The organism is Mammaliicoccus sp. B-M6 (genome assembly GCF_022386965.1).
Classification (GTDB): Bacteria; Bacillota; Bacilli; order Staphylococcales; family Staphylococcaceae; genus Mammaliicoccus; species Mammaliicoccus sciuri_A.
Genome location: NZ_JAJNHJ010000001.1, coordinates 125,849 through 141,103 on the forward strand (window position 1 = coordinate 125,849; position 15,255 = coordinate 141,103).

The 15,255-nt window shown below is 32.5% G+C and carries 15 protein-coding genes, 1 riboswitch and 1 other annotated feature; all 15 genes read right to left on the reverse strand.

The window, feature by feature from the left end:
• Window position 1: 1 nt before the first annotated feature.
• The 15 genes from hemB to thrS all read right to left on the reverse strand — a co-directional run bounded on the left by hemB (window position 2) and on the right by thrS (window position 15,203).
• Window positions 2-985 carry a porphobilinogen synthase gene (gene hemB / locus LQ693_RS00655; protein WP_025904284.1) on the reverse strand — a complete coding sequence of 328 codons (984 nt, stop codon included), beginning with the start codon at window positions 983-985 and terminating at the stop codon, window positions 2-4.
• Window positions 982-1,665, reverse strand: coding sequence for a uroporphyrinogen-III synthase (locus LQ693_RS00660; protein ID WP_025904285.1), 684 nt, complete (start codon window positions 1,663-1,665; stop codon window positions 982-984). The genes hemB and LQ693_RS00660 overlap by 4 nt, the downstream gene beginning before the upstream one ends.
• A gap of 15 nt (window positions 1,666-1,680) precedes the next feature.
• Window positions 1,681-2,604, reverse strand: coding sequence for a hydroxymethylbilane synthase (gene hemC / locus LQ693_RS00665; RefSeq protein WP_119475065.1), 924 nt, complete (start codon window positions 2,602-2,604; stop codon window positions 1,681-1,683).
• An 18-nt stretch (window positions 2,605-2,622) separates the two neighbouring features.
• Window positions 2,623-3,456: a cytochrome C assembly family protein gene (locus tag LQ693_RS00670; RefSeq protein WP_025904287.1), complete on the reverse strand. Its 834-nt coding sequence runs from the start codon at window positions 3,454-3,456 to the stop codon at window positions 2,623-2,625.
• Between the two features lie 20 nt (window positions 3,457-3,476).
• Window positions 3,477-4,814: a glutamyl-tRNA reductase gene (hemA, locus tag LQ693_RS00675; RefSeq protein ID WP_103360777.1), complete on the reverse strand. Its 1,338-nt coding sequence runs from the start codon at window positions 4,812-4,814 to the stop codon at window positions 3,477-3,479.
• Between the two features lie 74 nt (window positions 4,815-4,888).
• Window positions 4,889-5,476 (reverse strand): ribosome biogenesis GTP-binding protein YihA/YsxC, encoded by a 588-nt coding sequence (yihA, locus tag LQ693_RS00680; protein ID WP_025904289.1) that lies wholly within the window; start codon window positions 5,474-5,476, stop codon window positions 4,889-4,891.
• Between the two features lie 149 nt (window positions 5,477-5,625).
• The gene (gene clpX / locus LQ693_RS00685) at window positions 5,626-6,888 is read right to left on the reverse strand and encodes an ATP-dependent Clp protease ATP-binding subunit ClpX (protein WP_025904290.1); all 1,263 of its coding nucleotides are present in this window, start codon (window positions 6,886-6,888) and stop codon (window positions 5,626-5,628) included.
• A gap of 123 nt (window positions 6,889-7,011) precedes the next feature.
• Window positions 7,012-8,292, reverse strand: coding sequence for a trigger factor (gene tig / locus LQ693_RS00690; protein WP_239702936.1), 1,281 nt, complete (start codon window positions 8,290-8,292; stop codon window positions 7,012-7,014).
• A 93-nt stretch (window positions 8,293-8,385) separates the two neighbouring features.
• Entirely contained in the window at window positions 8,386-9,315 is a 930-nt protein-coding gene (locus LQ693_RS00695) for a hypothetical protein (RefSeq protein WP_119475066.1), read from the reverse strand.
• 2 nt (window positions 9,316-9,317) lie between these two features.
• Entirely contained in the window at window positions 9,318-9,941 is a 624-nt protein-coding gene (locus LQ693_RS00700) for an NUDIX domain-containing protein (RefSeq protein ID WP_025904293.1), read from the reverse strand.
• A gap of 149 nt (window positions 9,942-10,090) precedes the next feature.
• The gene (gene rplT, locus LQ693_RS00705; RefSeq protein ID WP_025904294.1) at window positions 10,091-10,450 is read right to left on the reverse strand and encodes a 50S ribosomal protein L20; all 360 of its coding nucleotides are present in this window, start codon (window positions 10,448-10,450) and stop codon (window positions 10,091-10,093) included.
• A gap of 42 nt (window positions 10,451-10,492) precedes the next feature.
• A complete protein-coding gene (rpmI, locus tag LQ693_RS00710; protein WP_016910907.1) occupies window positions 10,493-10,693 on the reverse strand; it encodes a 50S ribosomal protein L35 in 201 nt (66 codons plus the stop codon).
• 25 nt (window positions 10,694-10,718) lie between these two features.
• Window positions 10,719-11,249, reverse strand: coding sequence for a translation initiation factor IF-3 (gene infC, locus LQ693_RS00715; protein WP_025904295.1), 531 nt, complete (start codon window positions 11,247-11,249; stop codon window positions 10,719-10,721).
• Between the two features lie 23 nt (window positions 11,250-11,272).
• Window positions 11,273-11,398 (reverse strand) — a sequence feature (ribosomal protein L20 leader region).
• A 52-nt stretch (window positions 11,399-11,450) separates the two neighbouring features.
• Window positions 11,451-12,944 (reverse strand): amino acid permease, encoded by a 1,494-nt coding sequence (locus tag LQ693_RS00720; RefSeq protein WP_025904296.1) that lies wholly within the window; start codon window positions 12,942-12,944, stop codon window positions 11,451-11,453.
• Window positions 12,945-13,032: 88 nt separating this feature from the next.
• Window positions 13,033-13,205: riboswitch (Lysine riboswitch) on the reverse strand.
• A 69-nt stretch (window positions 13,206-13,274) separates the two neighbouring features.
• Window positions 13,275-15,203: a threonine--tRNA ligase gene (gene thrS / locus LQ693_RS00725; RefSeq protein WP_119475067.1), complete on the reverse strand. Its 1,929-nt coding sequence runs from the start codon at window positions 15,201-15,203 to the stop codon at window positions 13,275-13,277.
• Between the last annotated feature and the right edge of the window lie 52 nt (window positions 15,204-15,255).

A 15,255-nucleotide genomic window follows, 5' to 3' on the forward strand; every position in this document is an offset into this window, starting at 1 on the left:
ATTAGTAGTCTCCTCCGTCTAAATATTTACAAATATCTTTAGCAAAATAAGTAATAATCATGTCAGCTCCAGCACGTTTCATTGACGTCATTTGTTCCATCACGATTTTTTCTTCATCAATCCAGCCATTTAATGCAGCTGCTTTTGTCATACTGTATTCTCCACTTACATTGTATGCAACAATTGGTAAGTCTGATCGATTACGAACATCTCTAATGATATCTAAATAGCTAAGTGCTGGTTTAACAATCATCATGTCGCAACCTTCTTTAATATCACTTTCTAATTCTCTGAATGCTTCTAATCGATTACTTGGATCCATTTGATAAGTCTTACGATCACCAAATGAAGGTGCCCCTTCTGCTGCTTCTCTGAATGGACCATAGAAACTAGATGCGTATTTAATACCATAACTCATAATAGGAATATTTATAAATCCGGCTTGATCTAAGCCCTCTCTAATTTCAGCGACAAATCCGTCCATCATATTACTTGGCGCAATAATATCTGCCCCAGCTTTAGCTTGTGATACAGCTGTTTTTACAAGTAATTCTAATGATTGATCGTTATCTACATCTTTTGTTTCTTCGTTTATTACACCGCAATGTCCGTGGTCTGTATATTCACATAAACATGTATCCGCAACAACTAACATATCTGGGAATTTACTTTTAGATAATCGTGTTGCTTTTTGTATAATACCATCATCAATAAAAGCACCTGTTCCACAAGCATCTTTCTCATTTGGTATACCAAAGAACATAACACCTCTAATGCCTAAATCATAAGCTTCTTTAAGCTCTTGTTCTAATAAGTTTAAACTTAATTGATAAATACCTGGCATTGAAGATATTTCGTTTTTAATATTATCTTCTTCAATTACAAAAATCGGATATATTAAATCTGATTTATGAACATACGTTTCTTTCACCATATTTCTCATTACTTGAGATGATCTAAGTCTTCTATGTCTATCAAATTTCATGATTTTACCTCTTTCAAAATTGTATTTATCATGCCTTCTAATGTGTATTCTTCTGCTACTTTAGAAGGTTGATGATATGTATTTAACTTTCGCTCTGTTATCGCACCAATTACATAAACTTCAACTGAGCCCGGAATTCGATTATAGTTATCAAAATAACTAGAAACAGCTGATGAACTTGAAAAAGTAACATGCGTTATTTCTTGCTGTTGTATCAGTTCATGTACTTTTCTAACATTTTCTATATTTGTAACAGGCTCATAAAGATGCAGAACTTGTACTTGATTATCCCATTTCATAAGTTCTTTCGCCAGTTTATCTCTAGCTTGTTTACTACACGGGATTAATATAGATTGATTTGTGAACTGATCTTTAAATTCATGTAATAAACCTTCTTGAGTAAATGAATCTGGCATTAAATCCACTGGGATGTTGTACTGATCTGCTACTTTTTTTGTTTTTGTACCGATAACTGCTATACGATCGACTTCTATTTGATTTAAATATGGTTCAAATATTTTGATCGCATTTACAGACGTAAAAATAAGCCAATCATAGTGTGGTTTTAAACAAGATTGTTCAAATTTGATAGGAACAATATCAATGAACGGATAATGACGAATTTCGACATCTTCACGTTGAACAGTTCTTGTACTTGTAACCACAATGATTGGCTTCATGTTAACGACTCCTTATTATGCTTCTTCGTTCAATTTCTTAATGATTTCATATGCACCTTGTGCTTTTAGTTCTTCAGAAACTTGTTTACCTATTTCAACAGGGTCAGTTCCTTTTATTGTTGATTCATATCTTTCTTTACCGTCTGGAGACATGATTAAACCTGTAAATGAAATTTCATCATTTTCAAGTGTTGCGTAACCAGCTATTGGCACTTTACAACTACCATCCATTTCATTTAAGAATGTTCTTTCACACGTTACACATGTTTCAACATTCTCATCATGAACTGATTTAAGAATATCTAATAATTCTTGATCATCACTTCGACATTCGATACCTAGTGCACCTTGCCCTATAGCAGGTACCATCGTATCTTCTTGTAAATATTCAGTAACGATATCATCACTCCAGCCCATACGTTTTAATCCAGCTGCAGCAAGTATAATCGCATCGAAGTCTTCAGTTTCTAATTTATTTAAGCGTGTATCAATATTTCCACGAATCCACTTAATTTCTAAATGAGGATATTTTGCTAATAATTGTGCACCACGTCTTAATGAACTTGTACCAACAATACTACCTGGTTTCAAATCTGCAAGTTTGACATGGTTATTTGCGATATATGCATCAAATGGATTTTCACGTTCTGGAATACATCCTAATGTTAATTCACCAGGTAATTCACTTGGAACATCTTTTAAGGAATGAATAGCAAAGTCAATTTCATGATTGAATAATGCTTGTTGTATTTCCTTAACGAATAATCCTTTACCGCCAACTTTAGATAATTGAACATCAATAATTTTGTCACCTTTTGTAACGATTTCTTTAATTTCAATATCTAAATCTGGGTGTTTTTCTTTTAGTTTATCTATAAATTGCTGACTCTGCGTCATAGCTAATTTACTTTTTCTTGAACCTACAATAATTTTACGCATAATTTCCTCCACCATTGTTTAGTTAAACCATTGATGAAATCCTGAAAATTTTGAGACCACCAAATAATTTATCATACACACGAGAAACATCATAATATTTGCTATAACTAACGTTTTTGTGTTGATTGATTTTCTTACTCTTAAAAATAAATAAATACCATAAAGTAGTAAGACAATTAAGGAACCGACTACTTTACTATCAACCCATATTTCACTACCAATTATAATAAGTCCCCATTGAATGCCAAGTATTAAACTAATTAATAAGACTAAAAATCCTACTAATGTAAATCTAAATACATTTTGTTCTAATTGGTCAATACTGCCCATTCTAAAGAACTTTTGATTAAATTTTTTCTCTTTTAAATTTTTTCTTTGTAACAAATACAAAATTGCATGTGATGTACTCAATGCAAAAAGAACATAGCTTAAAATAGCTAAAGAAATATGTATTAAAAGTAATTCATTCATTATATTTGCAGCAGTATTTTCTGTGTCATACTGTTCTGGTCTAAATGTATGAATAACTAAAAATACAAATCCAATCAAATTGATAATAAAGACTGTTAAATCTGTGGATTTAAAATAATTTAAAACTAATGAAACAGTGATAATCATCCATGTATAAAAATAAAATCCTTCGAAAATTGTAAGTACAGGGAATTGTTTAGTTGTAAAAATATACATGCACAAAAAGATTGTTTGAAAAATCCAAACAATCCCTAGCGCATAATACCCAAACTTTCTAACTTTAGAATTCTTTTGAATAAAGTCATAAAAATAGCACCCTAAACAAATCATGTAAATAATTAATACTATTTCATGCAAACGTACAGAAATTACATCTTGCATAGCATCACCATTATTTTGTATTAAGATTCAACTGTTTTAGGAGACAATTGATCTTGTTTTAATTCTTTCTTAGTTTCATTTATTCGCTCAACTTCACTTGAGATATTGAAGATTTCTTGGAATAATTCTAATTTTTCTTTTGATTTTTTGTCCGTTGATAATTCTTTTGCTTGTGTAATCGGATCTTTTAATAGTTGATTGACGATACTCTTCATGTGTTTAGAAATAACTTTACGCTCTCTGTCAGTCATATCAGGAAGCTTTCTTTCAACACTCATCATTGTATCTTGTTGTATATGTGATGCTTTATCTCTTAATGCCGTAATGATTGGCACAACACCTAACATATTTACCCATTCATCGTGTTTATCAATTTCTTTAGCAATTAATAATTCAATTTCACGTGCTGCTTGTTCACGTTCAGCTAAATTAGCATCAACAAGTCCGTTTAAATCATCCACGTCATAATTAAACATTGAATCTAAATCATTTACACCTGGGTCTATATCTCTAGGTACCGCAATATCAATTAATACTAACGGCTTATTTCTTCTAAAACGCTCTACATCACGCATCATATCTTTAGTTAATACATAATGTTCCGCACTAGTAGAACTGATCACAATATCAGCTTCCATTAATGAACATTGTAATTCATTGATGCTTTTCGCTACACCTTTATACTGCATCGCAAGAGATTCCGCTTTTGCTACTGTACGGTTTAAAACAGTGATGTCTTTAACGCCACTACCATTTAAATTCGCAACAGCTAACTCAGCCATTTCCCCTGCACCAATGATTAATGCTTTCTTATTATCTAATTTACCTAAAACTTTTTTAGATAATTCAACAGCTGCATAAGAAACTGAAACAGCATTTGACGCAATATCAGTCTCATGATGCGCACGTTTAGCTAAAGTAATTGCTTGTTTAAACAGACGGTTAAACATCGTTCCGGTTGTAACCTCTGTTTGAGCAATTTGAAATGCGTCTTTCATTTGACCTAGAATTTGAGTCTCTCCTAGAACCATAGAGTCTAATCCAGAAGTTACTCTGAATAAATGTTCCACTGCGTCATTCTCAGTTAAAACATTTGTATATTGTTTAATTGTATCTAAAGATTGATCAAACCAATCTGCTAAAAATGACTGAATATAATATTTACCAGTGTGAATTTGATCTACAACAGCATATACTTCAGTTCTATTACAAGTCGATAAGATTACACATTCTAATATAGATTTTTGATTGTTTAGTGTTACAAGCGCATTCTCAATTTCTTGATCATTAAAAGCTAGTTTTTCACGCATTGCAACATCTGCAGTCTTATAGTTTACGCTTACTACAACAACATGCACTTCTAACGCCCCCATTAATTTATGTCCAATGTCTAAATTATAACATTTCTAATCTAGAAATGTGAGTAATTTGTTTAAATAAATTGTGACAATAATGCCCAAATATTGTCTGTCTTATCTTTGTTTAAAGATGAGTAACTAATCAATTTATCTTCAGGATCTAATTCTAAGGTTTGTCTAATGATTTTTAAATGCTTTTGTACTTTACCTTTAGGAATTTTATCCTCTTTAGTCGCAATGACTATAGTTGGTATTTCAAAATGTTTCAGATAGTTATACATCAACACATCATCTTGAGTCGGTTTATGTCTAATATCAACTAATTGAATTACACATCTTAATGCTTCTCTAGTTGTTAAATACTGCTCAATCATTTTACCAAACTGTTCTCTTTGTTTTTTACTAACTTTAGCATATCCATAACCTGGCACATCTACAAAGATAAGTTGCTCATCGATATTAAAGAAGTTTAATGTTTGTGTCTTACCTGGTTTCGATGACGTTCTTGCAACTTTTTTTCTTGAAATTAACGTATTGATAAATGTTGATTTCCCAACATTTGAACGTCCGCTAAGTGCTATTTCTGGCAAACCAGTCTCAGGATATTGTTTTGGATCTACTGCACTGATTATAATATCTACATTATTCGGATTAATTTTCATCGTTTTCTCCTACAAGTTTGTTTCTTTTATTATATCTTATCTTACTTATATTTTAAACACAGTAACGATAGGTCTATCAAATCACTTTTAAACATTAAAGAAGGCTGAGACAGTTAATAACATGTCTCAGCCTTTATAATCATATGTGATTATGCTGATGTTTTTTCATCATTGATTAAATTACCTTCACTATCATATAAGTTTGGTAATTTATGATCTCTAATTGTATCTTCAGTAATAACTACCTTACTTACATCAGAGCTAGATGGAATATCAAACATAATATCGATTAAAGCTTCTTCAATAATTGAACGAAGTCCACGTGCACCTGTTTTACGTTCTATTGCTAATTCACTAATAGCCGTAAGTGCTTGTTCATCAAATTGTAGTTCAACATCATCTAATTCAAGCATCTTAGTATATTGTTTAACTAACGCATTCTTAGGTTGCGTTAAAATATTTTTCAATGCATCAACATCTAATGTTTCAAGGTTAGCTACAATTGGAATTCTACCAATAAATTCAGGAATTAAACCATATGCCTGTAAATCTTCTGGTCTAATTTGTGATAATAATGATTCTTCGTCACTAATTTCATCACCTGAACTACTAAAGCCGATAACTTTTTCACCAAGTCTACGTTTAATAACTTCATCAATACCATCAAAGGCACCACCAAGGATAAATAGAATATTTGTTGTATCTATTTGAATAAACTCTTGGTTTGGATGCTTTCTTCCACCTTGTGGCGGTACACTTGCTGTCGTACCTTCTAAGATCTTAAGTAACGCTTGTTGTACACCTTCACCAGATACATCACGTGTAATTGACGTATTCTCTGATTTACGTGCAATCTTATCAATTTCATCCACGTAAATGATACCTTTTTCAGCACTTTCAACATCGAAATCTGCTGCTTGGATTAATCTTAATAATATATTTTCAACGTCTTCACCAACGTAACCTGCTTCAGTTAAACTTGTTGCATCTGCAATTGCAAATGGTACATTTAATGATTTAGCTAACGTTTGTGCAAGCAATGTTTTACCACTACCAGTAGGTCCGATTAATGCAATATTACTTTTCTGTAATTCAACACCATCTTCGCTTTCAGAAGGTTGTTGTACACGTTTATAATGATTATAAACAGCTACAGCTAATGATTTTTTCGCATTTTCTTGACCGATAACATAATCATTTAATTGTTCCATAATTTCTTTAGGTGTAGGAACATCAGTAAACTGTTCTGGTTCTTGTGACTTTAATTCTTCCTCTACAATTTCAGAACATAATTCTATACATTCATTACAAATATATACGCCACTACCAGCAACAAGTTTTTTAACTTGATCCTGTTCTTTACCACAAAAAGAACATTTTAAGTTTTCTTCACCATCGTTAAATTTAAACATTTTTACACCCCTATTCTTTTTAGACTATACTAAATGTTTTTTACTTTTTCAAATTAAACGGACTAAAAAAGAATAGTAGCAGAAATATTCTGCTACTATAGTTACTTTAATACCGAATAATTATTATTCTCCAGCTGATTCAGCTACTAATAAATCGATAACTTTTTGGATTTTAAGGTCATTAACTAAAATATCGTTATTACCTAATGTTGCTTTAATATCTTCAACAGATAATCCAAATTGTTCGCTCATTTTAGTGAATTCAGCTTCAACATCTGCATCAGATACTTCGATATTCTCTGCATCAGCAATAGCTCTTAAAGTTAAATTAGTTTTAACGCGTTTTTCAGCATCTTCTTTCATTTGTGCTTTAAGTTCTTCTTCTGATTGACCTGAGAATTGATAGTATAACTCAAGGTTTAAACCTTGTTGAGAAATACGTTGTTCAAATTCTTGCATCATACGATCTAATTCTGTATTAATCATAGCTTCTGGAATATCAACTTTTGCATTGTCAGTAGCTTTTGTAATAGCTTCTTCTTTTTCAGTTGCTTCTGCTTGATTAACTTTAGCTTCTTCTAAGTCTTTACGTAATTTTTCTTTATATTCATCAACTGTGCTAACTGATTCATCAAGTTCTTGTGCTAACTCGTCATCTAATTCTGGAATTTCTTTAGATTTTACTTCGTTAACTTCACATTTGAAAGTAGCTTCTTTACCAGCTAATTCTTCAGCGTGGTATTCTTCTGGGAATGTGACAACAACATCTTTGCTATCGTTAGCTTTAAGACCGATTAATTGTTCTTCAAATCCAGGGATGAATGATCCAGAACCAATTTCAAGATCATAACCTTCTGCTTGACCACCTTCGAAAGCTTCACCATCAACATAACCATCAAAGTTAATGTTAACAACGTCTCCTTCAGCGATTTCGCCTTCTTTAACTGTTAATTCAGCTTGACGGCTTACTGCATCTTCAATTGCTTGATTGAATTCTTCGTCAGTTACTTCACGATCTTGTTTCTCGATTGAAAGACCTTTATAGTCTCCTAATTCAACTTCTGGTTCAACAGTTACAGTTGCTTCAAAGATAAGTTCTTTACCTTTTTCCATTTGTGTAACGTCGATTTCTGGACGATCAACTGGGTTGATTTCTGCCTCTTCTACTGCATTACCATATGCTTCAGGTAAAATGAAATCTAAAGCATCTTGGTATAATGATTCAACACCAAATCTTTGTTCAAATAATGGTCTTGGCATTTTACCTTTACGGAAACCAGGTACATTAATTTGTTTAACAACTTTTTTGAATGCTTTGTCTAATCCTTTATCTACTTCTTCTTTAGGAACCGTAACAGTTAATAAACCTTGGTTACCTTCTTTCTTTTCCCATGTTGCTGTCATGAATAAAAACCTCCGTGATTATCCTAATTTTATAAATTTTCAACTCTTTAATTATAACATAGCTTTCTAATGTTTCAACTATAGTGTTTATATTCATTGCAATTTTTGAATGACTTCAATGAATATGTCCCAATCTTGTTGAGTCACACTTTCGTAGTTAGCGTCTATATTAAAACGTTCTGATAAAAGTTTCAAGTAACATGCAACTAAAACATCATCATTTATATCATTTAGTGTAATTGGATACATAATAATGGCATGTTGGTTTAATAAACTTTTAGCTAACTCTATAGATGCTGGGCTATCAATTTCAAGTTGATCAATTACTTTAGGAATGATATTTTGTGTAAAATTTGTTCTTTCTATACCAGGTAATTCAGTCGGTATAACAGTAATATTCTCATCTATTTTATTGAATTTAACTTCAGCTGACCATTCACTTAATCTTAAATATTCTAATATTAAACTTTGCACATTAGGATGCAATACTTCATTCTCAATAATTTGAGCTAAAGTTAAATTAAATATACCTAAGTGATGATCAATTAAATCTATAAGTAGATTAATTTGTTCTTCAAATTGTGTTTCTTGAAATGTTCTCAATACCTCTGAAGCTTTCAACTGTCTTTGGTTTAACTTTTCTTTAGCCATATCTTGTATAGGTAGCAATACCATTCTCGTAGCATGTTCGATATTTTCATCTTTAATTTGATTAATAATTTCAACTACCGTTTGATATTGTTCTAGAAAGTATAAACTTTCTACAAAATAAATAACTATTTTGTCATAGAATGGATGACCTTGATTGAGCAATATACTCGCTTCTTCTCGCAATTCAAGATAGTAACGGCAAGATTTTAAGACTTCACATTTCTTTATTGATAGGTCATCATCCATCTCAAAATGTTGCTCATACGTTTCAAACAATTCATACGCTTCATCAAATTGTTCATTTCGAATCGCAAGATTAATATTGTTAACCAGTTGTTTTTTTAATTTTGGAAATGGAATAATTTCACTCAAGGTTACTCACCTCTTCTGTATATACCATCTATAATTAGACTACTCCATGTTTCATAATTCTTATGATTCAACAATTCTGTTTGATCAGCCCACTTAATTTTTAAAGTGTCTGTTTCAACTGCTTCAACGCTAGATTTATTAACTTTTAATTTAAAAACAACACCAATATGAACTTTACCTACTTCATCTTGATCATCATTTATAAATCCAATTAACTCCATGTTAGCTACATCTTGTTTGTTTAAACCAACTTCTTCTTCAAGTTCTCTAGCAGCATTCTCTCTGATTACCTCTTCAACTGTTACAGCTTCAGGGACATCATTCATATGACCGCCTACTCCTATTGAACTTAAACCATGTAATCGGCTTTCGCCACCACCAGTTAATCTTTCATACACAAGTACTTCGTCGTCCTCATTTTCTAATATACAATATGAAATAAGTTGTTTATATGAAGGATCTTCTTCCATATCGCCACGACGTTTTGTTTCAAATTGACTAATTGTTTCATAAATATATTTAGTTTCTTCATCTTGAATAGATTTAAACCCATCAAATTGATAAGCTTCGTCTTTAAATATTAATTTACGTGGTACTACTGTAATCATTTCATCAAATTTAGACATAATAGACTCCTTATTCTTATTTCTACACTATTTTATCAAAGCGAATTTGAAGCGTAAAGAAGACGCACTTTCTACTATATTATTTCATAAAAAAAGCCATCAATAAAGTTAATAACTTTATTGACAGCTTATACAACAATGAAATGCAATTATTTAGCTAAAGCGTCTTTAGCTTTAGTAGCTAATTCAGCAAATGCTTTTTCGTCTGAAATAGCGATTTCAGAAAGCATTTTACGGTTAATTTCAATACCAGCTACTTTAAGACCATTCATTAAACGGCTATAGCTGATGTCGTTTTGACGAGCTGCCGCATTAATACGTGCAATCCATAATTTACGGAATTCACGTTTTTTCTGACGACGGTCACGGTAAGCGTAGTTACCAGATTTCATAACTTGTTGCTTAGCAACTTTATATAATGTATGTTTTGAACCAAAGTAACCTTTAGATAATTTTAAAACTTTTTTACGACGAGCTCTCGTCACTGTTCCACCTTTAACACGTGGCATGATAATTCCTCCTTAAAATGGACCATTAGTCCGCTATGTTTATTATTTTACGTACGTTAACATTTGTTTAACTCGTTTAGTATCTGATTTAGAAACTAATGAAGCTTTACGCAATTTACGTTTTGCTTTTGTAGATTTGTTTGCGAATAAGTGTGAAGTGAACGCTCTAGAACGTTTTAATTGACCTGAACCAGTTCTTTTAACACGTTTTGCTGCTCCACGATGAGTTTTCATTTTAGGCATTGAGATTTCCTCCTATAATTTCGGTTTATTTGTCGTTTGAAATTGGCGCTAACATTAAGAACATTGAACGCCCTTCCATTTTAGGTCTTTGTTCAACTGTTGCTATGTCTTTACAAGATTCTGCAAAGCGTTCTAACACACGTTGACCAATTTCTTTATGCGTGATCGCGCGACCTCTAAATCTAATCGATACTTTAACTTTATCTTCTTTAGATAAGAATTTTTGAGCATGTTTCAATTTAGTTTCGAAGTCATGTTCTTCGATAGTTGGACTTAATCGAATTTCTTTAACATTGACTACTTTTTGTTTCTTACGCATTTCTTTTTCTTTCTTCTGCTGTTCGAATTTGTATTTACCGTAATCCATAATTCTTGCAACAGGTGGTTTAGCATTAGGCGCTACGATTACAACGTCTAAATCTACTCGTTCAGCCATTTCAAGGGCTTCATATTTAGATTTAACACCAATTTGCTCACCATCTTGGCCAATTAGGCGAAGTTCTTTTGCACGAATTTTGTCGTTAACTTGAGTCTGATCTTTAGCTATGGTTGACACCTCCTAGAATTTTACGAAGTCGTCCAAGAAAAAAAGAACGAATGCATAATGCACCCGTTCTCATCCATAAACTTTAAAGGTTTATTGTACCTGCTAACTGCTTTACGCGTCACTACAGGTGAGAAGCGGGTATGCTTCTACTTGGTCCGTTTCGTATTCAACAAAACTTATCTTACCAATTATAAACCCTTATGTCAATGTTTATTTAATATTCTTTTCAAATTCTTTCATATCCACATCTTGACTTAAGTCAACTTTATCAAGTGGAATCATTTTAGTTCTATATTTTAGTTTATGGAAAATATAAAACGCTAAAAATACAGGAATACCCATATAAGTAATAAAGAATCTTCTTGGTTCGAATTCACCAGTTTGGATGAAATCAACATCTTGTCCTACGATTACAATCGCACATAAAGCAAATGCGAACAATGGACCAAATGGGAACCATTTAGCTTTATATTTTAATTTAGTCTTATCATAATCTTGTAGATCAAATGCTCTTCTAAATCTATAATGGCTGATTGCGATTCCTAACCATGCAATAAAGCCTGTCATACCTGAAGCAGCGATAATATATTCGTATGCGCCACCACTTAAATGCTCAATTGCAAATATAAGTATAACAACTACTGCTGTTGCAAATAATGCTGTGTATGGAACACCTGATTTATTTGTTTTTGAAAATACTGGTGATGCTAATTTATCTTTACTCATTGAGAATAGCATTCTAACTGAAGCATACATACCAGAGTTACCTGCTGATAATACTGAAGTTAAAATAACAGCATTCATAAATGAAGCAGCAAATGCTAAACCGGCATTCTCAAATACTAGTGTAAATGGTGATTTCGCAATTTCGTCTCCACCCATTAAGTTTGGATTTGTATAAGGAATAATCATACCAATTACAAAGATTGCTAAAATGTAAAATAATAAAATTCTCCAGAATACTTGTTTAATCGCTTTAGGTACTGCTCTTTCAGGATTTTCAGATTCTCCAGCTGTAATACCAATTAACTCAGTACCTTGGAATGAGAATCCTGCAACTAAGAATACACCTAATACAAGTAAGAATGTATTAACGTTCGAGTCACCTAAGAATGGTGCATCACCTGCTACAAAGTTATCAAATCCTAAGTATTCGCCACCTAGTAAACCAAATATCGTTAATAAACCTACACCAATGAAAATAATTACTGTAGCTACTTTAATAAATGCAAACCAGTATTCACTTTCCCCGTATACTCTAACTGAAAGTGCATTAAGGCCAAATATGATAACCATAAAAATGACACTCCATAACCATGATGGAATGATTTCTAGTGGTTCCCAGTAACTCACAACTTGAGATGCAATTGTAATATCAGCTGCAACTGTAATAACCCAGTTAAACCAATAGTTCCATCCCAATGCAAATCCTAGTGAAGGATCGACAAATCGAGTTGCGTAAGTACTAAAAGAACCTGAGACTGGTAAATAAGTCGCCATTTCTCCTAATGATGTCATAAGGAAGAAGACCATCAAGCCAACTATTGCATATGCTAGTAATGCACCACCCGGTCCAGCATCTCTAATGGCTCCGCCAGAAGTCATAAATAAACCTGTACCAATACAACCACCGATGGCTATCATAGAGATATGTCTATCTTTGAGTTTCCTTTGAATATTGTTCGTTGATTTTTCTTGATTCATTGCTATTTCCTTTCTCCATTCCACAATCGAGCCACTAAAAAAGTCGCATATCTCAAGAGATATGCGACCGATATATGAACATTCCATACAAATTGGTAGCACATCACTTAGTGTGACAGTCCAGTATCTATTAAACACTGACCCAACAAATCATATTATGGATATGATTCGTTTCGGCGATGCACCCTTTCATTATTTCAACATACGCGCCATTTCGCTTCTGAATAATTACTCTTGAACATCGCAACCTCTAACTCATTACTGAGGAATATTTAATTAAATTTCACTATTAAAACTATACCCGATGATTCTAGAAATTTCAATAGGCTATTACTTTTTTAGTCGAATTTCATCCACAATATTCCAGATGAATTCGTCTTTTTCAACTGTTTTTGAATCTTTTGATCCGTATCGACGTACATTTACTTCTTGGTTTTCTACTTCTTTATCACCGACAACGATTTGGTACGGTATTTTTTTCATTTGAGCTTCACGAATTTTATATCCCATTTTTTCGTTACGGTCGTCAATATGAACACGTACACCTTGAGATTTTAATTCATCGTTTAATGCTCTTGCATAATCGTAATGTAAGTCAACATTTACAGGTATAATTTCCACTTGTTTTGGTGCTAACCAAAGTGGGAATGCACCTTTAGTTTCTTCTATTAAGAATGCAGTAAATCTTTCCATAGTAGAAATTACGCCTCTATGAATAACAACTGGACGATGTTCTTCACCATCATTACCGATATAAGTTAAATCAAATTTTTGTGGTAATAAGAAATCTAATTGAGCAGTAGATAGTGTTTCTTCTTTACCCATTGCTGTTTTAACTTGAACGTCTAATTTAGGACCATAGAACGCCGCTTCACCGATTGCTTCTTCATATGGTAAAGCCATTTCATCGATTACTTCTTTAAGAACCGCTTGTGCTTTATTCCACATTTCGTCATCGTCAAAGTATTTTTCTTTATCTTCTGGATCACGATAACTTAATCTGAATTTATAATCCTCGAAACCGAAATCTTTATACACATCAAGTATCATGTTAACAACGCGTTTAAATTCTTCTTTAATTTGGTCTGGACGAACAAAGATATGTGCATCATTTAAAGTCATACCTCTAACACGTTGTAAACCAGATACTGCACCGCTTGCTTCATATCTATGCATCATACCTAATTCAGCTATACGAATTGGTAACTCTCTATATGAATGACGACTATTTTTATAAATCATCATGTGATGTGGACAGTTCATAGGTCTAAGCACAAGTTCTTCATTACCTAAATCCATTGGAGGGAACATATCTTCGTGATAGTGATCCCAATGTCCAGATCTCTTGTAGAAATCTACATTAGCCATAATTGGTGTATACACGTGGTCATAACCCATTGCAACTTCTTTATCTACAATATAACGTTCTAATTCACGTCTAATTGTTGCACCATTTGGTAACCATAAAGGTAATCCAGCACCAACATCTTGATTAGTAGTAAATAATTCTAGTTCTCTACCGATTTTACGGTGATCACGTTCTTTTCTTTCTTCTAATACTTTCAAGTAAGCTTTTAATTCTTTTTTATCAAAGAATGCTGTTCCATAAATACGTTGCAACATCTTATTGTTTGAGTCACCTCTCCAATAAGCACCTGCAGTAGATAACAATTTAAATTCTTTAATTTTTGAAGTTGAAGGAACATGTACGCCTCGACATAAATCTGTAAATTCACCTTGAGAATAAAGTGTTACATTTTCGTCTTCAGGAATAGCATCGATCAACTCTAATTTATACTCATCATTTTTAAAGAATGCTTTTGCTTCATCGCGACTTACAACTTTACGTTCAATTTTAAAGTTTTCATTCACAATTTGTTTCATTTCTTTTTCGATAGTTTCAAAGTCGTCACTAGAAATTTTATGTTCTGTATCTACGTCGTAGTAGAAACCACCTTCGATTACAGGACCTACACCAAACTTCACATCTCCGTATAATCTTTGTAAAGCTTGTGCCATTAAATGTGCAGTTGAATGTCTTAACACTTCTAAAGCTTCGTCGCTTCCAGGTGTAACGATTTCAATTTCCCCATCATTTTCTAAAGTTCTTGTTAAATCTACTAACTGACCATTAAATTTACCAGCCACAGCTTTCTTTCTTAAACCTGGGCTAATAGATTGAGCGATTTCTTCAGTAGTTGTGCCTTGTTCAAACCCTTTCACATTACCATCCGGAAACTTAATATTTATCTCACTCATAACGACTTCCTCCTCTTTTTTATTAAAGAACACAAAAAAGAGACCTCATCCA